The 18,042-nt window shown below is 54.6% G+C and carries 16 protein-coding genes; 11 read left to right on the forward strand and 5 right to left on the reverse strand.

Features of this window, described 5'->3' with window-relative positions; genetic code table 11:
- The first annotated feature begins 220 nt into the window (after positions 1-220).
- Positions 221-1,075, forward strand: a complete 855-nt coding sequence (locus NSU14_RS34090; RefSeq protein WP_340948706.1) for an MBL fold metallo-hydrolase — start codon at positions 221-223, stop codon at positions 1,073-1,075.
- Positions 1,076-1,097: 22 nt separating this feature from the next.
- Here NSU14_RS34090 and NSU14_RS34095 read toward each other — a convergent pair whose 3' ends face one another.
- On the reverse strand, positions 1,098-1,307 hold the full coding sequence (locus NSU14_RS34095; protein WP_340948707.1) for a hypothetical protein: 210 nt from the start codon (positions 1,305-1,307) through the stop codon (positions 1,098-1,100).
- Positions 1,308-1,412: 105 nt separating this feature from the next.
- A complete protein-coding gene (locus NSU14_RS34100; protein WP_340948708.1) occupies positions 1,413-3,005 on the reverse strand; it encodes a histidine kinase N-terminal 7TM domain-containing diguanylate cyclase in 1,593 nt (530 codons plus the stop codon).
- Between the two features lie 369 nt (positions 3,006-3,374).
- Here NSU14_RS34100 and NSU14_RS34105 point away from each other — a divergent pair, with 369 nt between their 5' ends.
- From NSU14_RS34105 to NSU14_RS34130, 6 genes are all read left to right on the forward strand, one after another.
- Positions 3,375-4,157, forward strand: a complete 783-nt coding sequence (locus NSU14_RS34105) for an ABC transporter ATP-binding protein (RefSeq protein WP_039305637.1) — start codon at positions 3,375-3,377, stop codon at positions 4,155-4,157.
- 2 nt (positions 4,158-4,159) lie between these two features.
- Positions 4,160-4,972, forward strand: a complete 813-nt coding sequence (locus tag NSU14_RS34110; protein ID WP_340948709.1) for an ABC transporter permease — start codon at positions 4,160-4,162, stop codon at positions 4,970-4,972.
- A complete protein-coding gene (locus tag NSU14_RS34115) occupies positions 4,972-5,871 on the forward strand; it encodes an ABC transporter permease (protein WP_340948710.1) in 900 nt (299 codons plus the stop codon). Before NSU14_RS34110 ends, NSU14_RS34115 begins: the two co-directional genes overlap by 1 nt.
- A 165-nt stretch (positions 5,872-6,036) precedes the next feature.
- A complete protein-coding gene (locus NSU14_RS34120; protein WP_076247677.1) occupies positions 6,037-7,140 on the forward strand; it encodes an ABC transporter substrate-binding protein in 1,104 nt (367 codons plus the stop codon).
- 146 nt (positions 7,141-7,286) lie between these two features.
- The gene (locus NSU14_RS34125; RefSeq protein ID WP_340948711.1) at positions 7,287-8,753 is read left to right on the forward strand and encodes a CoA-acylating methylmalonate-semialdehyde dehydrogenase; all 1,467 of its coding nucleotides are present in this window, start codon (positions 7,287-7,289) and stop codon (positions 8,751-8,753) included.
- A 47-nt stretch (positions 8,754-8,800) separates the two neighbouring features.
- Positions 8,801-10,168, forward strand: coding sequence for an aspartate aminotransferase family protein (locus tag NSU14_RS34130; RefSeq protein WP_340948712.1), 1,368 nt, complete (start codon positions 8,801-8,803; stop codon positions 10,166-10,168).
- Here the strand turns inward: NSU14_RS34130 and NSU14_RS34135 are convergent.
- Positions 10,134-11,822 carry a PucR family transcriptional regulator gene (locus NSU14_RS34135; protein WP_042140331.1) on the reverse strand — a complete coding sequence of 563 codons (1,689 nt, stop codon included), beginning with the start codon at positions 11,820-11,822 and terminating at the stop codon, positions 10,134-10,136. The genes NSU14_RS34130 and NSU14_RS34135 overlap by 35 nt on opposite strands.
- 334 nt (positions 11,823-12,156) lie before the next feature.
- Between NSU14_RS34135 and NSU14_RS34140 the strand changes: the two genes are divergently transcribed.
- From NSU14_RS34140 to NSU14_RS34155, 4 genes are read left to right on the forward strand one after another with little or no spacing between them, the layout of a single operon-like run.
- Positions 12,157-13,545, forward strand: coding sequence for an NAD(P)-dependent oxidoreductase (locus NSU14_RS34140; RefSeq protein ID WP_340948713.1), 1,389 nt, complete (start codon positions 12,157-12,159; stop codon positions 13,543-13,545).
- 27 nt (positions 13,546-13,572) lie between these two features.
- Positions 13,573-14,862 carry an NAD-dependent dihydropyrimidine dehydrogenase subunit PreA gene (gene preA / locus NSU14_RS34145; protein WP_042140329.1) on the forward strand — a complete coding sequence of 430 codons (1,290 nt, stop codon included), beginning with the start codon at positions 13,573-13,575 and terminating at the stop codon, positions 14,860-14,862.
- 1 nt (position 14,863) lies between these two features.
- Positions 14,864-16,291, forward strand: coding sequence for a dihydropyrimidinase (gene hydA, locus NSU14_RS34150; protein WP_340948714.1), 1,428 nt, complete (start codon positions 14,864-14,866; stop codon positions 16,289-16,291).
- 1 nt (position 16,292) lies between these two features.
- Positions 16,293-16,532, forward strand: coding sequence for a hypothetical protein (locus NSU14_RS34155; RefSeq protein WP_042140327.1), 240 nt, complete (start codon positions 16,293-16,295; stop codon positions 16,530-16,532).
- Positions 16,533-16,673: 141 nt separating this feature from the next.
- Here NSU14_RS34155 and NSU14_RS34160 read toward each other — a convergent pair whose 3' ends face one another.
- Positions 16,674-17,171 carry a GNAT family N-acetyltransferase gene (locus NSU14_RS34160; protein ID WP_340948715.1) on the reverse strand — a complete coding sequence of 166 codons (498 nt, stop codon included), beginning with the start codon at positions 17,169-17,171 and terminating at the stop codon, positions 16,674-16,676.
- A 109-nt stretch (positions 17,172-17,280) separates the two neighbouring features.
- Positions 17,281-17,955, reverse strand: a complete 675-nt coding sequence (locus NSU14_RS34165; protein ID WP_340948716.1) for a cohesin domain-containing protein — start codon at positions 17,953-17,955, stop codon at positions 17,281-17,283.
- Positions 17,956-18,042 lie beyond the last annotated feature (87 nt).

An 18,042-nucleotide genomic window follows, 5' to 3' on the forward strand; every position in this document is an offset into this window, starting at 1 on the left:
TCTCTTATTAAACTGAAAACCCGTCAAGGCAAACAAGGGCATTTGATTAAAAGCTGAAACTCAGGCAACATGAAGATAGGATTTGGAACAGAATACCGTGAATGAAAAACTGCCAATGGTGCTGTTATCACCAAAAGAGGAAGAGGATATACTCCGGCAGAATGCCTTTTATTCTGCTTACCCTACCCTTTAAGGTATAGCAATAGAAAGGAAGTTGTGTATGGAACATAAGTTTCAGGAGCTAAGTCCGCATATTCTTATCATGCATGCGGAGCATGACACGGACCGCCCGATCCTGGCGGCCGTCTCCGGCTCACGCCGGACACTGCTGATGGATGCGGGGAATTCCCCCGCCCATGCGGAGCTGTTCCGGGAAGAGTTGGCAAGAAGGGGCTGGCGTCAGCCGGATCTGCTGGCCTTGACGCACTGGCATTGGGACCATACCTTCGGGATGACAGCATGGAACGTCCCTGTGATTGCCCATGAAGAAACAGCGCTAGTACTTAACCGGCTCGCAGGGCTGAACGGAAGTGATGAAGAGCTGGAAGGCCTTGTGCAGGAGGGGACAATCAGTGAGGAGAGTGTAGCGCATATCCGCCTGGAATATGGCTCCCCGCGGGTAATCACCGTGGATACGCCTGATATTATATTTAACGGGAGTATTACTGTAGATCTGGGCGGGGTCACTTGTGAGCTAAGCCATGTGGGCGGTGATCATTCAGCCGATTCCTGCGTCCTGCATGTTATAGAAGATAAAGTTCTTTTACTGGGAGATGCCCTGGGACCGTCCGTATATGGCGGGCCGCGCCGCTACAGCAGTACCGGTTTCCTTAAGCTGCTGGAGCGTATCTACGGCTATAAGGCGGCCCTGCTTGTAGAATCACATGGAGTACCAATGACGGAACAGGAATTCCGTGCAGACCTGGTACCTTGGGAACGTCTTGCCCGGATTGTAGATGTCTTCGGGGATAACCGCGAGCGGGTGCTGCTGGAGCTGAAGACGTATCTTCAGCTGGAAGAGCTGCCGCCGGGCTTATTGCGGAGCGTGGAATATTTCCTGGAGGGCGCAAGGTGATACTCCGCAGCCGAAGCCGAGACTAATCCAAAAAAGCAACCACCCGGTTCAGCTTCTCCAAGTCATGCGGATTAAGCTTGAGTGTGGATGACGGCACACCTGTACCGCCGTAAAAAAACGGATAGCATGCCGAAGAATTCTGCCCCTTCTTGCGCTGTACGAATCTGTCGTTCATGATGGAGGATTTCAAACCCACATGCTGGGCCTCTAATATTTCTGTTAACTTATCCACGACATTACATCCCCTTTGGTACCCGATAAGAATTTTCCCAAAAACAACACTACCCCCGTGCTCAGGATTCTGTCCGGGCATGGGGGTAGTTGTATTGTTATGAAATTATACCGGCTTGAAATGCGTGATCGCAGAGCCGCTGGACAGATGAACGGCATTGCGGCCGTTCCGCTTGGAGGTGTAGAGTGCATGATCGGCTTCGGAGAGCAGCTCCTCCAGCGATATATTACTGCGGAAGGCTTCCACCACGCCGAAGCTTGCCGTTACATTAATGGACCCTGACAGCGTGTAGAAAGCGCTGCGCTCGATATCCCCGCGGATTTGCTCCGAGATGACCGCCGCCTGCTTCAAGGGAGTATCCGGCAGACATAAGACGAATTCCTCGCCTCCATAACGTCCGAAGATATCCTCTTCCCGCACATGCCGGCTGCATACACCCACTACATGCTGCAATGCCATATCGCCATATTGGTGTCCGTACCGGTCATTGATGCTTTTGAAGAAATCGATATCCAGCAGGATGATCGAAAAGGGGGCGGAGCGTTCGGCCGCTTCCTCCAGCAAGCCCCGGCTCAGTTCCATGAAATGCGTCCGGTTATATATACCGGTAAGGCTGTCGATGGTGGCCAGCTGCAGGAGCTTCTCCTGGAGCAGTGTCCGTTCAGTGACATCGATCAGCATAATCATCCGTCCGGCCAGATGCCCGTCATGCTTCTGCACAGGGGAGGAGCGGATCTGGTAAAAACGGACATCCTCCCCCATATTCCAGACGAGCTCCTGCTCCTCGCTGTCCCCGGGATTGGAATTCATCACATAATCGACAGCTTCCTTGCCGGCGGGAAGGAACAGCTGGGCCAGCGGCCTGCCGATTGCGGAGGCATCGAGATCCTGCAGCATCTCGGCTGCGGCCCGGTTGTAATCAACAAGCTTGTCCGAGAGGTCCATGACCAGCACGCCGTCCCGCATGCTCTCGAACAGATTCTCGCGGGCAATAGGTGCGGCGGTAAGCATGCCCCGGGAGAGAATAGCCCATATATACAGGGTGGACGTTACACTCATAATTACGGGCACGGGGTCCATTCCATACGGAGTTGCATCCATCAGGTAGAGGAATGCGCCCAGTGCGGGCAGGAACTGCCCGATGAAAATAATCACCATCTGCCGGAGATACACCCGCTTCATCCGGTTCCAGCGCCAGAGAATAAGGCACATGCCCGCCAGCATGCAGCCGAAGGTCAGACTGCCTTGCACAATATACCAGGGGCCCATGACGATATCGATCAGCGGTGTAGGGGCACCTTCCCGGAAATGCATGGATTGATAGAACAGGTGGTGGTACTCGTTGGTCCATACGAGCACGGTAGAGATTACGGGCACCGAATACAGGACGGTCAGCAGTTTTTTGGAAATCAGACGCTCCAGACCTACGAAGTGCATAATCATTAGCATGCTGGAGGGGGCGATATAGGGCATACCGAGGTACTCCACCTTAACCCACAACGCGATTTCCTGCATGGTGCTGCCGGAGAGCTCCAGCGCGAACCCGAAGGTATATATCGCCGAAGCGGCTGAGCTTACAATGAAAGCTTTTAGACCGGAAAAATCAGTCTTCCTATAATAGGCAAACAGCGCCAGCAATGCGCTCAGCACACCTGAGATAGAGACGATGACTATATAGTTGGAAATCATGGATTCCATGGGTAGCGCCTCCATGTGTAGGAATAGGCTTTGAACATTGGCTAAAGGTCTCCTATAGAAGAGTAGATATAGTTAAATGATATCACACATCTGCATAGATAACAGTTGGCAGGAATCCGGCAACAGAGGGTGAGAATACATACTAACTTTATCGGCACAATTCCAGATTATTAACAATGCAAACGGGCTCCTGGACAAAATGACGGAATTTCTCAGCGTCCATTTTACGATTTGTCTAATGTGGGTCTGCAGAGCAAAGTGTAAGATGTTAGTTAATCGAACATGTAACGAGAAAAAGGCGTTTTTTCACAACATATGTGTTATGTTATTTGACATATAATAGATTCAGGGATGAAGGGGGAGCTGGAAATGTCATTAGTAGCGACGAAAATTCCTGAAATACAGCTGGAGAGCGTCGAGATGCGTTATAAGACGGAAACGGCTGACGTGCTTGCGCTGCATCAGGTAAGCCTTGATATTGCCAAAGGAGAGTTCGTGTCCCTGCTGGGGCCTTCCGGATGCGGTAAAACCACACTGCTGAGACTGATGGCAGATCTTATAACACCAACTGCCGGTAATATTATGGTGGCCGGAAAGACGGCTAAGGAAGCGCGGCTGGCGCAAAAGTATGGAATTGTCTTTCAGAGTCCGGTGCTGTACGACTGGCGGAAGGTCAAACATAATATTACGCTGCCGCTGGAGCTGATGGGCGTTAAAAAATCAGTCCGCGAGGATAAAGCGCTGGAACTGCTGGATCTCGTGGGATTGCAGGGGTTTGCTGATAAATATCCCTGGCAGCTGAGCGGAGGGATGCAGCAGCGCGTAGCCATCGCCAGAGCGCTCTCGATGGAGCCGGAAATTCTGCTCATGGATGAACCCTTCTCTGCGCTGGACGAATTTACCCGCGAACGCCTGAATGAAGAGCTTCTCTCCGTCTGGAGCAAGGTCCAGAGCACGATTGTATTCGTCACTCACAGCATCCCTGAATCCATCTTCCTGTCAGACAGAGTATTCGTGCTATCCCCACATCCGGGGAGACTGTCTGCGATTGTTGATATTCCGCTGCCGCGCCCGCGGACGGCGGAGATGAGAAACAGTCCTGAGTTTTTTGAACTGATCGCCCGCATCCGCGACAGCTTTGAAGGGGTGTAGGCATGAAGCAGAACAGTGCGTTTATGCGGGAGCGCGTGCTGCCGCTGTTCGTCTGGATCTTTGGTTTGCTGGTGGTCTGGGAGGCTGTCTCATGGTGGCTGCTGAATGTAGCGAAGACACCGCTCGCCCAGTCTAAGCTGCCTTATGTCCATGAAGTGGCCGCAACCCTCTGGAAGTATAGCGGGACGCTCCTGCAAGAGGGCGGGGCCACCTTCGGCAATGCCGGTGTCGGATTTCTGATCGGAGCGCTGGCCGGGGTCGTTCTGGCAGTACTGATGAGCCTGTCGAAGACAATAGAACAGCTTGCCTTCCCCTATGCCATTGCCTCCCAGATGATTCCAATCCTTGGCCTGGCGCCGATTATCTATGGTATTGTACGCGACGAGCAGGTGTCGCGGATTATTATATCCGGGTATATCACCTTTTTCCCGGTGGCGCTTAACATGCTGCGCGGACTGCGCAGTGTGGATCTATCCGCGCTGGAGCTGATGCATTCCTATGCTGCTAAGCCTTGGGCAGTCTATTGGAAGCTGCGTTTCCCCGCAGCGCTGCCGGGTCTGTTCAGCGGCCTGAAGATTGCTGCACCGCTGGCTGTAACGGGCGCTATTCTCGTTGAGCTGATGGGTGCGCAGCACGGCATCGGTGTAATTATGCTCCGCAATCTCTACTATGGCCCTTCCCATACGTATATGTTCTGGTCCACCGTACTGGTCGGCGCCCTGCTCGGCATGGCAAGCTACTGGCTGATAAGCCTGGCCGAACGTCTGGTGGCGCCTTGGCAGCCGGAATTCCGTCCCAAAGGAGGGAGCCGCTGATGGCAAGCAATTCTGTACGCGATATCCCATTCATTACTTCTGCCGGCACGGAGGCGGGTTCTGCTCCAATCCCGGCATCTAACAACGGAATTTCATCAGAACCAGGGAAGCAAAAGAATCCCCGCCGTCCCTTGCGGCGGCTGAATCCCGGAATCATCCTTCCCCTCCTGGCCGGGGTGATATTCCTGGTGTTGTGGGAATATCAAGTGTTTCACCGAATCTTCGATTTGAAGAAATATCAGCTGCCGTTGCCCTCGGCCATAGCGGAAGCTATGCGGGACAACTTCAGCCTGCTGCTCTCTTACACCGGATATACCCTCACTGAAGCCGTCCTTGGCATGCTGATCGGTTCAGCCTGCGGCTTCCTCATTGCGCTGGCCGCAACGGCCTGGCCCCGCTGGGGCGGGGGCAGCCTGACCATGGTTGCTGCGCTGAATGCCGTGCCGATCGTGGCGCTTGCCCCGATCATGAACCTGTGGTTTGGTGACGGCATCGGCTCACGGGCCGCTATTGTTACCGCAACCACGATGGCAGCCATGGCCATCAATGCCTACAAGGGTATGGCGGCTGTTGATCCGCTGGCCCTTGACCTGATGCATTCCTATGCAGCGGGCAAACCGGCAGTATTCCGCTATCTGCGGATTCAGAACAGCCTGCCCTATGTATTCACCGCGCTGAAGATCAACGCTACGGCGAGTATGATCGGAGCCATTGTCGGGGAGTTCTTCTTCTCTTCGCGGGGACTCGGCTATCTGCTCTCCAACTCCATTAAGGTGGCCAAAATGCCGCTGGGCTGGTCCTGCATTGTGCTGGCAGCCATTGCCGGAGTCATCTTTTACCTGGTCGTTGAACGGCTGGAGAAGGCATTCATTAAGTGGCATCCCTCCCAGCGCGCGTAACACTTGCAACAACCGTAACACCCTGTACCTGTTACATCCGGCTTCTGCGCTGACGGGATATAGAGAAGCTGTCAACGCATGACCGTATGCATAGAGCATCACGATGGCAACCATGCTGTGTTTGGCCGGATTACAAAACTCAATTTGGTAGGGGGAGTTGCTGAGATGAACGGTAAAAAAAGCAAATTTCGTGGCGGGTTAATGATGGCGGCGGTTATTATGATGATTTCACTACTGGCAGGCTGCGGCGGCAACAACAATAATGCTCCTGCGGCAGAGGCGACAGCGGGCAATACGGCTGCGGCTTCGCCGGAAGCGGCGGCAACCACAGAACCGGCGGCTGATCCGGTTACCGTGAAGCTGCAGCTCAAGTGGGTTCCGCAGGCGCAGTTCGCCGGCTACTTCTTAGCCCAGGACAAAGGTTACTATGCCAAAGAAGGGCTGAAGGTTGAGATTCTGCCCGGCGGTCCGGATATCGTGCCGGAGCAGCAGGTGGCGGGCGGTTCGGCGGATATCGGCGTAGACTGGGTGGCGAGTCTGCTGACCAGCCAGGAGCAGGAAATGCCGCTGGTGCAGATCGCCCAGATCTTCCAGAAGAGCGGCCTGGTGCTGGTATCCAAGAAGGATGCGGGTATCGCTACACCGGCTGACCTGAAGGGCAAGAAGGTCGGCAACTGGATGGGCGGTAACGAGTTCGAAATTCTGGCCCTCTTTGATAAATACAAACTGGATTCTAATAAGGATCTGAACTTCACCAAGCAGGGCTTCACCATGGACCAGTTCCTCGGCGGTGAGATCGATGCGGCATCGGCCATGACCTACAACGAATATCAGGTGGTGCTGGAATCAGGCATCAAGGCAGAGGATTTGAGCGTAATCGACATGAATGACGAGGGTGTGGCGATGCTCGAAGACAACCTGTTCGCCAACAAGGAATGGCTGGATGCCAATAAAGAAACGGCAGCCAAATTCGTCCGTGCTTCCCTCAAGGGCTGGGCAGATGCGATTGCCGATCCTGAAGCGGCTGTTGACAGTGTAATGAAGCTTGCGGAAGAAGGCAGCACGTCCCGCGAGCATCAGCTGACGATGATGACTGAAGTTGCCAAGCTGATTCAGCCGGAGGGCTTCGATGCTTCCAAGATGGGTTATACGGATGCAGCGGCATTCCAGCAGACAGCCGATATTGCGCTCAAATTCGGTGTAATCAAGACGGCATCTGATGTGAATGCAGCCTATACGAACGAAATTGTCGAGATGGCGGCAAAATAACCAATTTCCTTCTATATATAGTGAGTTTAAGAATCAGCAGGGCATCATTCTTAAGTTCAGCTTATATAGCTATAATAGATGGCCGCCCGGGCACGGCGGTCATCTATTATAATAAACAGCCCAGAATATGGAAAGAGGTGCAGACTATGTCTCTGCTCGTGGGGCAGGCCGGTAAAGTGAAGAACTATGTGAATGGTGCTTGGGTGGAATCCTCATCCGGGCAGGAAGAGGAGGTGTTCAATCCGGCAACGGGCGAAGTGATTGCTTATGTGCCGATCTCCAGCCGTGCTGAGCTGAACGTTGCCGTACAGGCAGCTTCAGAGGCCTATGCATCGTGGAAAAGAGTAGCTGTTCCTCGCCGGGCGCGCTATTTCTTCCAGTACCAGCAGCTGCTGGTGCAGCACTGGAATGAGCTGGCGGAGCTGATCACGCTGGAGAACGGCAAAAGCCTGGAGGAAGCGCTGGGCGAGGTACAGCGCGGTATTGAATGTGTGGAATTTGCCGCCGGCATTCCCACACTGATGATGGGCAGCCAGCTGCCGGATATCGCCACGGGCGTGGAGTCGGGGATGTACCGCTACCCGCTGGGGGTAATCGGCGGCATCGCCCCGTTCAACTTCCCGATGATGGTGCCCTGCTGGATGTTTCCGCTGGCGATTGCCTGCGGCAATACCTTTGTGCTGAAGCCTTCCGAGCGTACACCGCTGCTGGTGAACCGGCTGGCGGAGCTGTTCGCAGAGGCGGGCTTCCCTCCGGGTGTGCTGAATGTCGTGCATGGAGCACATGAGGTCGTGAATGGTCTGCTGGAACATGAAGAGGTGAAGGCGATTTCCTTCGTCGGCTCACAGCCGGTGGCGGAATATGTATATAAGCAGGGTACGGCGCACGGCAAGCGGGTCCAGGCGCTGGCCGGAGCCAAGAACCATTCGATCGTGCTGCCTGATGCGGATCTCGACAACGCAGTGAAGAATATCATTTCCGCCGCCTTCGGCTCAGCGGGTGAGCGCTGTATGGCCTGCTCGGTGGTCGCGGTGCATGAGACAATCGCGGACGAACTGGTGAACCGTCTGAAGGAGGCGGCCGACGGACTGAAGATCGGGGACGGCAAGGAAGACGGCGTGTTCCTGGGGCCGGTCATCCGGCAGTCGAACAAGGACCGGACGATTGCCTACATCGAGACAGGGCTTGCCGAGCAGGCGGAATTGGTGCGGGACGGCAGGAAGGATGCGGCTGCTGCTGCTGGCAGCGGCTATTTCATCGGCCCGACGATCTTTGACCATGTGCAGACGGGCATGGCGATCTGGCGTGATGAAATCTTCGCGCCCCTGCTGTCTGTAGTGCGGGTTAAGGACCTGGCGGAGGCGATAGCCGTCACGAATGAGTCGCCTTTTGCCAATGGGGCCTGTATCTATACGGACAGCGCCAAGGCGATCCGCGAGTTCCGCGAAGAGATCGATGCCGGGATGCTGGGGGTTAATCTGGGTGTACCGGCCCCGATGGCATTCTTCCCGTTCTCAGGCTACAAGAAGTCGTTCTATGGCGATCTGCATGCCAATGGCCGCGACGGCGTTGAATTCTACACCCGCAAGAAAATGGTCACCGCGCGTTATTAGTTGATTAGTTGAAATATCAAATGGGATTTCCGAGAGGAGAGAGTGCCGTGCAGAGCCTGGGCAAAGAAAGCGAGCAGTTGCTCAAGAAGGATCAGCAGTATTTATGGCATAATATTACACCATACAGCGAGCAGAACCCGCCGATGATAGCCGCATCCGCAAGCGGTTCATGGGTTACCGATATTGATGGCAACAAATTTCTGGACGGGATGTCCGGGCTATGGTGTGTGAATGTCGGGTACGGTCGTAAGGAGCTGGCGGAAGCGGCGTACAATCAGCTGCTGACCCTGCCGTATTTCCCGCTGACACAGAGTCATATGCCGGCGATCGCCCTGGCGGAGAAGCTGAACGAATGGCTGGAGGACGATTATGTCATCTTCTTCTCCAACAGCGGCTCGGAAGCCAATGAAGCCGCCTTCAAAATCGCCCGCCAGTACCAGCAGCAGACCGGCCAGCCTTACCGTCATAAATTCATTGCCCGCTACCGCGGATATCACGGAAGCTCGATGGGCTCCCTGTCGGCGACCGGCCAGGCGCAGCGCAAATACAAATATGAACCGCTGGGCGGCGGATTCCTGCATGTGGCTCCGCCTGACAGCTACCGCCGTCCTGAAGGCATGACGGAAGAAGCGTTTAACCTCCAGTGTGCGCAGGCTATTGAGGACATGATCATCTGGGAGGGCGTGGAGTCGGTCGCGGCGGTGATTATGGAGCCGGTCATTACCGGCGGCGGCGTCATTGTGCCGCATCAGGTCTACCTGGACCGGGTGCAGGAGATTTGCAACACCCACGGCGTGCTGCTGATCATCGATGAGGTGATCTGCGGCTTCGGGCGGTCCGGCCGCAAGTTCGGCCACCACAACTTCGGTATCAAGCCGGATATTGTCACGATGGCTAAGGGGCTGACGAGTGCCTATCTGCCATTGTCGGCCACAGCGGTGCGCAAGGAGATCTATGAAGCCTTCAAGGATAACAGCGATGACTACGGCCACTTCCGTCATGTTAATACCTTCGGCGGCAATCCGGCTGCCTGTGCACTTGCGCTGCGTAATCTGGAGATTCTGGAGCAGGAGAATCTGGTGGAGCGCGCCGCCATTCTGGGCAAGCGGCTGGCCGAGGAATTCGCTAGTCTTCTGGATCACAAGCTGGTAGGCGATATCCGCAGCTTCGGGCTGGTGATTGGCATCGAGCTGGTAGCGGATAAAGCCACCAAACAGCCTGCTGACCTCAGCATAGTCAAGGGTATTATCGCGGAATGCAAATCCAAGGGGCTGATCATCGGCAAGAACGGGGACACGGTGGCGGGCTTCAATAATGTCCTCACGTTCGCTCCCCCTTTATCCTCCACCGATGAGGACATTCAGTTCATTATCGACACCTTCAAAGCTGTGCTGAACGGGAGCTGGGCAGACTGAACTTCTCCGGGTACAGGAACTGGTAAGCCCGCAGGGCCACCTGAATGGAGATCCGGTTCTCCGGAAGCATGAAGTCCTCGCCGAGCAGCTCGGTGATTTTGTCCAGCCGGTAGTAGAGGGATTGCCGTACAATGAACAGATTCCGCGCGGCAATCTGCTTCGAGCCGTCATGGTCGAGGTAGACGCGCAGTGTCAGCATCAGCTCGCTGCCCTTGGCCTCATCGTGGTCGATCAGCGGGCCGAGATAGCTGCGGATGAAATTCTCCAGCGTCTTGCCGTCGTTCAGGCTCAGCAGCAGCTGAAAGACGCCAAGCTCTTCATAGAACAGAATGGACTTCTGGTAACAAGAATAGAGAGACAGCGCTTGTACGGCTTCCTGGTATCCGGCATGGGCATGTTTCAGACCTCTATGGGACTTGCTGACTCCGGTAACGAGCTGCAGGTCCTTCAGCTTCTCATCCGAGCGGATATGCTGCAGGGAATCGAGCGCCTGCTGCAGACGCAGCTTGCCGGGCAGCTTGGACTGGATATCCAGCGCAATGACAGTCAGCCGGTTATTCTTCAGCGTAATCAGCGGGCGCAGGGAGTACTTCTCGAAGATCGAGCGCAGAATGAGCGAGAGATGGAAGGTGATCGATTCCCAGTCATTCTCCGAGCTGTTCCATTTGACGTCGCGGGGGTTCTCAATCTCGATCAGGCATACGCGGTACGGCAGCTCGTTAACCACGTTGAAGTCGGGTCCGACCAGCCCTTTGAGGCGGTTATCATCCTGGCCGCGGCCGCTAACGAGCTCATCCACCCACAGATTCTCGGAGAAAAGCTTGCGTTCCTCCATATACCGCGTGCGCAGCAGCTCCTGGGCGATCGACAGGGAGGCGGAATCCAGCAGCAGGCAGTCGAATTCCTGCGGCTTGTGATTGCAGACCATTAGGATATAGGCCCAGGTCTGGTCCAAGGCTCCGACTGGCTTTAGGGCAATGGTCTTATGGCCATACTCACGGATATGCGGTGCGGCATCCGGTTGAACGCCCTCCATTTCTTCACTGAAGGCCTCGAAGAAACTCAGCAGCGGCTGCTGCTCCTCGGGCGGCAGGGCCGGGAAGAACAGGGGTTTACCCTGAAGCTGCATATAGACAATCTGTGTGCGGGTGCTTTTGCATAGTAACTGCAATACCTTAAGGGTCCCCTGGGAGGTCAGCGTCAGACGGTGGAATTCGCGGGAGATGCTCTCCAGCTCCTGCAGCATGCGGTGATGGCGGTTGATGATGAGGGAATGCAGATCGAGTGTGATATCAACAAAACGCACAGTGCGGGTAAACTGTATCAGCGGGAAGTCGTGGTGGTTAGCCAGATCAATCATTTCCTGCGGAATCGAGCTGAAATACGCTCCAAGCTCAATGCATAAACATGCGGCGTTCTTATCGATCAAATTCTGCATAAAAGATAATGAAGCGGCTAAATCAGAGCTTGCGCTCATCCCGGTGGTCAGAATCATCTCTTCTCCGTGAATCAGGCTGTCGAAGCTTGAGCTCTCCAGCACATGCACCCAGCGGACCGCCCGGTTCAGGCCGTTTCTTCCTCCAATCAGCTCGGCTTCCGCAAACAGCGGTCTCTTCAGCGCATCGCGGATCGTAAATACAAGTTCCCAATCCATAAGCTTCCCCCTCGTTGAACGTATGCCTTGCAGCCCGCCTGCGCGGCTTCTCCATTCTCAGCACATTCCCACAGGTAAAAAATAGACTTTTGAAATTAGACAATGTGTCTAATGTAACGAAAAATCGAATTGGCTATAGTTTGAATATAGAATGTCAGGAAATATGACTCAATATTGAATATGAATCAGTGTTGATGTTGGCTTAGAGTTCATTTTACTACAATAATCCTGATAAGTAAGTAAAATATTAAGGCAATCATCGTAATAATGTTATATTATATAACACAAACCTGATTCGAAAGCGGAAGCTATCATACAGAAGGAGGGATAACCGATGGAGCAGGCTTTACCGTTAACATTCACACCTGATATGTTCATGCGCAATTTTGCCGAGGCTGAGCCGGGACTTACCCGCAAAGGTGCAATCGAGGAATCCAACCGCTGTCTGTATTGTTATGATGCCCCTTGTATCAAGGCCTGTCCGACCAGCATTAATATCCCTTCCTTCATCAAAAGAATCGCCACCGATAACCTCAAGGGTTCGGCGCAGACGATTATGGATTCCAATCCGGTAGGCGCCAGCTGCGCCCGCGTATGCCCTACCGAAGAGCTGTGCGAAGGCGCCTGTGTCCTGAATGACGCTTCGGCGCCGATTCAGATTGGCCTGCTGCAGCGTTACGCTACTGACTGGGCGATCAGCAGCGGAGTTCAGTTATTCAAGGCTGGCAGTCCCAACGGCAAAAAAGTTGCCGTGATCGGCGGCGGACCGGCAGGGCTGTCTGCAGCCAGAGAGCTGGCGCGGGAAGGCTTCCAGGTGGTGATCTATGAAGCGAAGCAGCTGGCAGGAGGCCTAGATACGCACGGGATCGTATCTTTCCGGCTGCCGCAGTCTATCTCCCTGTGGGAAGTAGAGCAGGTAGAGAAGCTGGGTGTAGAGATCCGCACCGGAATGAAGGTCGGAGTGGATATCTCTGTAGAAGAGCTGAAGGCCGGATATGACGCTATTGTGCTGGCTGCAGGCATGGGCTATGTCCCACCGCTGGGCATCGAGGGCGAGAAGCTGTCCGGTGTCTATGATGCGATAGAGCTGGTGGAAACCACGAAGACCGGGATTCCTACCCTGGAGCTGATGGGCCGGCGCGTTGCTGTCATTGGCGCAGGCAACACGGCGATCGATGCGGCTACCTGTTCCGTGCGGCTTGGCGCAGCGAACGTGAAGATGGTCTACCGCCGGACCCGTACGGAGATGACGGCCTATGACTTCGAATATGAATTCGCCAAGCAGGAAGGCGTGGAGTTCAGCTGGCTGACCCTGCCGAAGCGGATTGTCGGGGACGAGCTTGGCAATGTTACCGGGCTGGAATGTATGCTGATGAAGCTGACGGGCGAGACCGGTCCGGACGGCCGCCTTGCTCCAATGCCGGTGGAGGGCTCCGAATTCATCCTGCCTGTGGACGCGGTCGTAGTGGCGATCGGGCAGAAGCGGCGGATGGATCTGATTGAAGCGCTGGGTCTTGAGCATGACAGGGGGATTGTGAAGATTGACGTGAAGACCGGGCGTACCTCTGATCCGCAGATCTATGCCGCGGGTGATATCGTCTTCGGTTCCGGTGCAGGTGAAGCGATGGTCGTCTCCGCCGCCCAGCAGGGCAAGGATGCCGCCTATGCGATTGTGAAGCAAATGTCGGGCCATCAGGACAGTGTGGTTGGCTCTGCGGTATAGATTTCATAAGACAGGGAGGGAATATCAATGGCAGATCTCAGTATTGATTTTGCAGGAATCAAGTCACCGAATCCGTTCTGGCTGGCCTCTGCGCCGCCTACCAATACAGGTTATCAGGTGCAGCGTGCATTCGAAGCAGGCTGGGGCGGCGCGGTGTGGAAAACGCTGGGCGAGCCGGTCATTAACACCTCCTCGCGGTTTGCCGCCGTTCATTTTAACGGGCAGCGTGTAGCGGGCTTCAACAATATCGAGCTCATTACCGACCGTCCGCTGGAGGTTAACCTCAAGGAAATCTATGAGACGAAGAAGAGATTCCCGAACAATACGATTATCGCTTCGCTGATGGTTGAGCCCAAGCAGGAGAAATGGCATGAAATCGTCAAGCGCGTCGAAGCGGTCGGCGTAGACGGCCTTGAGCTCAACTTCGGCTGTCCGCACGGGATGGCCGAGCGCGGAATGGGCGCAGCCTCCGGCCAGCAGCCCGATCTGGTGCAGGCGCAGACCACCTGGGTCAAGGAAGTGGCGACAACACCGGTCATTGTGAAACTGACGCCAAATATCACCGACATTACGGTCGTAGCCCGGCATGCCGTCAAGGGCGGCGCGGATGCGATCAGCCTGATCAATACGATCAACAGCCTGGCCGGGGTGGATATTCACAGCTGGAACACGATCCCGAATGTCGGCGGCCAGGGTGCGCATGGCGGCTACTGCGGTCCGGCAGTGAAGCCGATTGCCCTCAGCATGGTGGCGGAATGTGCCCGTGACCGTGCGGTTGGTGTTCCAATTTCCGGAATCGGCGGTATCTCCACCTGGCAGGATGTCGTAGAGTTCATGCTGATGGGCTCCACCGGCATTCAGGTCTGTACGGCGGTTATGCATCATGGCTTCCGGATTGTGGAGGAGATGATCGATGGCCTTAATAATTACCTGGATGAGAAAGGGCTGGCTTCCGTCATGGAACTGATTGGCAAGTCGGTGCCCAAGTATTCCAACTGGGGCGATCTCGACCTCAACTATAAAGTGGTTGCGCGGATTAACGAGGATAACTGCATCAACTGCAATAAATGCCATATCGCCTGCGAGGACGCTTCGCATCAATGTATCGACATGCTTACGAATGCTGAAGGCAAGGCGATTCTGCAGGTGCGTGAGGAAGACTGTGTAGGCTGTAATCTGTGTTCGATTGTCTGCCCGGCGGAAGGTGCGATTGATATGGTTGCACTGGATAGCGGAGCGGCCCCGATGACCTGGAATCAGCGTAATCAGGTCATTAGCGGATTAAACGGTTCTTATTCGGAAGTGGAGGTGGGTTAAGATGAAGAAGATCATCAAGAACGGCATTATCGTCACAGCAGCGGATACTTATACAGGGGATGTCCTGATTGAAGATGGGATCATCGCCGGAATTGGCCTGAACCTTGAAGCGCCGGGAGCCGAGATTGTCGACGCTTCCGGCTGTTACGTATTTCCGGGGGGGATTGACCCGCATACGCACCTGGATATGCCTTTTGGCGGTACCGTCACTGCTGATGATTTCGAGACCGGCACGATTGCCGCCGCCTATGGCGGAACCACAACGGTTATCGACTTCTGCCTGACCACCAAGGGCCAGCCGCTGCAGCAGGCGGTAGACACCTGGCATAACAAGTCGCAGGATAAGGCAGTCATTGACTACAGCTTCCACCTCATGGTGTCGGAGCTGAATGACAAGGTGCTTGGCGAGCTGCCGCAGATTATTGAGAAGGAAGGCATCACTTCGCTGAAGGTGTTCATGGCCTACAAGAACACCTTCCAGGCTGATGACGGTGTGCTGTACAAGACGCTGCAGGCGGCCAAGCGCGAAGGCGCACTCGTTATGGTGCATGCCGAGAACGGCGATGTGATCGAGTATCTGGTCGACCAGGCGCTGGCTGCCGGCAACACCGATCCTATCTATCACGCACTGACCCGACCTCCTGAGCTGGAGGGCGAGGCCACCGGCCGGGCTGCATATTTAACCGGGCTGACGGATTCGCAGCTCTATGTAGTGCATGTGACCTGTGCCGAAGCCGCCTGGAAGATCGCAGAAGCCCGCAAGAAAGGGCTGCGCGTCTACGGTGAGACTTGCCCGCAGTATCTGGTGCTGGACCAGTCAGCACTTGAGAAGCCGGACTTCGAGGGTGCGAAGTATGTCTGGTCTCCTCCGCTGCGCGAGCAGTGGAATCAGGACGTATTATGGGATGCGCTGTGGAGCGGCACGCTGCAGACGATAGGGTCTGATCAGTGCTCTTTTAACTTCAAGGGACAGAAGGATCTGGGGCTGGGTGATTTCTCGAAGATTCCGAACGGCGGACCAACCATCGAAGACCGGTTCAGCGTACTCTACTCTGAAGGTGTGCAGAAGGGCCGCATTTCACTTAACAAGTTCGTGGATATTATCTCCACCTCCAGTGCCAAGCTGTTTGGCCTGTTCCCGCAAAAAGGCACAATCGCTGTAGGCAGTGACGCAGATATCGTCATCTTCGATCCGGCTGTAGAAAGAACGCTGTCCGCAGAAACCCATCATATGAATGTGGATTATAATGCTTTTGAAGGTATGCAGATTAAGGGGGAGCCGGTGTCTGTGCTTAGCCGCGGAGAATTCGTTATCCGCGACAAGGCGTTCGTCGGTACAGCCGGTGCGGGCAAATATTTGCACCGCAAGCGTTTCGAGGCGGAAGCGCCCCGTCCGGCCCAGGCGGAAATCAGCGGAGGAGTGATCTGAGATGTCGGCATTCGACGAGTTCGACCAAGAGCGGCAGGCGATTGACAGCCTCCTGCTGCAGGGATATACGGTTACCGGCATCTTCGAGGATCTGGACGGCGCGAAGGTCCGATTTATCCGCAGGGAGCCGGCCGGAGAACCGGTAGAGCTGCTGCTGCTTACAGCAGATGCGCGCAAGCATGTGACGACGCTGATCTTTGGCGGCAGCAAGCCGGCGGCTCCGATTGAAACCCATACGTAAATCAAGTATTACGGATGGAGGGCTGCGATCTTAGGATCGCGGCTTTTTGCCAATATTATCGTGGCGGTAGTTCCGGCATTCTAAATATAAAGACAGCCGGATCACTCCTGAACATGGGCTGACCGGCTGTCTTTGCTGTAATTATTCGTGTCTGTATTCATGCCGCAGGATAGACATGACCTGCAGCGATTCGAAGCCTTCCTCAGTCCGTATACACTCGCGTAGGGTGCCTTCCAGTTTAAAGCCGGCCCCCTCATAGACATGCTGTGCTCTGGAGTTATAATCTTTGACGTTCAGCCACAGCCGGTGAGTATCTGTACGGGTGAAGACCCAGTCGCTCAGCAGCTTCAGCGTCATTGTTCCATAGCCGCAGCCCTTGGTCTGAATGACAATCCGCTTGATACAGACCGTGAGGTTACGGTCTTGAATTCCCGTAAGGATCACGTACCCTGCCCGTTCCCCGGCGCGGTCCTGAACAATCAGGTGCATAATATCTTCGTCATCCAAAGCTGCTGTGTGCTGATCCCTGCTCCACTGGCCGATGAACCGGCGGTTTAGCTCAGCGCTTTCGGCGGCCAGGACAAAGTCGAGATCTTCCAGGGTTGTTGCCCGTAAATTTATAAGGTCTGAATGCAGCATAACAATCCACCTGCTTCCTGAGTATGTATACAGCTATAGTACAGGAAGGAGAGACGGCTGCCAATCTGCAGTGTATATGAAGCTGGATCTGGATTTGAGGGGGACTCCGCTACGCCAGACGGTTAGTTGACTCCGGGGATGAGAAGACAGATACGGACGGGGAGCGGGTAATTTCAACAGGGGCGGGAGTGATCTCGGTAACATCGGGCGAGTATAGATAAAAGCTGTTGCCTGCTTCGGAGGTTCGGATTCTGGTGAATTCATTAGCAAGGCTGATGGTCGAGGAGGATGCAAGCGTCTGTTCTCTGACCCGCAGCTTGAAGGTTACCAGCGTCTGGTCTACAGCCGGAATGCAGCTTAGTTTATTGGCCGCTTCGACCTGAATATCGATTCCGCGCATGGTGGTGTTCATTCCGAGATAGATGCTCCCGTCAACCGGGTTCTGGAAATTGAACTGAAAGATATTATTCACTTCATCGCCGGGAGAATAGTTTGCATCCGTATAGACAGACTGCTGCGTGTATTCGGCGTTGTCGAATACCTGACTGTCATATTGCACAATGAAGTTGAAATAGCTGTAGCCATGGTCATTGGGAGCGAAATCCCGCAAAAGGACCTGTACCGTTACTTCATCACCGGGTAAATAGGAGCTTTTATCCGTGGTAACTTCTACGGACATCGCAGGAGCCGTACTATCTACAGTAACCTCACGAATCATCGACATCATAAGCGGCAGCAATCGGGTAGTTTTGACAACTTTTTTGAATCCGGTCCATGTATTCATTCTTCAACCTCCGTAGCTCTAATCATGCATCCTGTGCCTGAATCAACCTGTGTAAGAACAATGGTAACAATTGTCACTGATAAAACG

The sequence above is a fragment of the Paenibacillus sp. FSL R10-2771 genome (genome assembly GCF_038000205.1).
Taxonomy (GTDB): Bacteria; Bacillota; Bacilli; order Paenibacillales; family Paenibacillaceae; genus Paenibacillus_AQ; species Paenibacillus_AQ phytohabitans.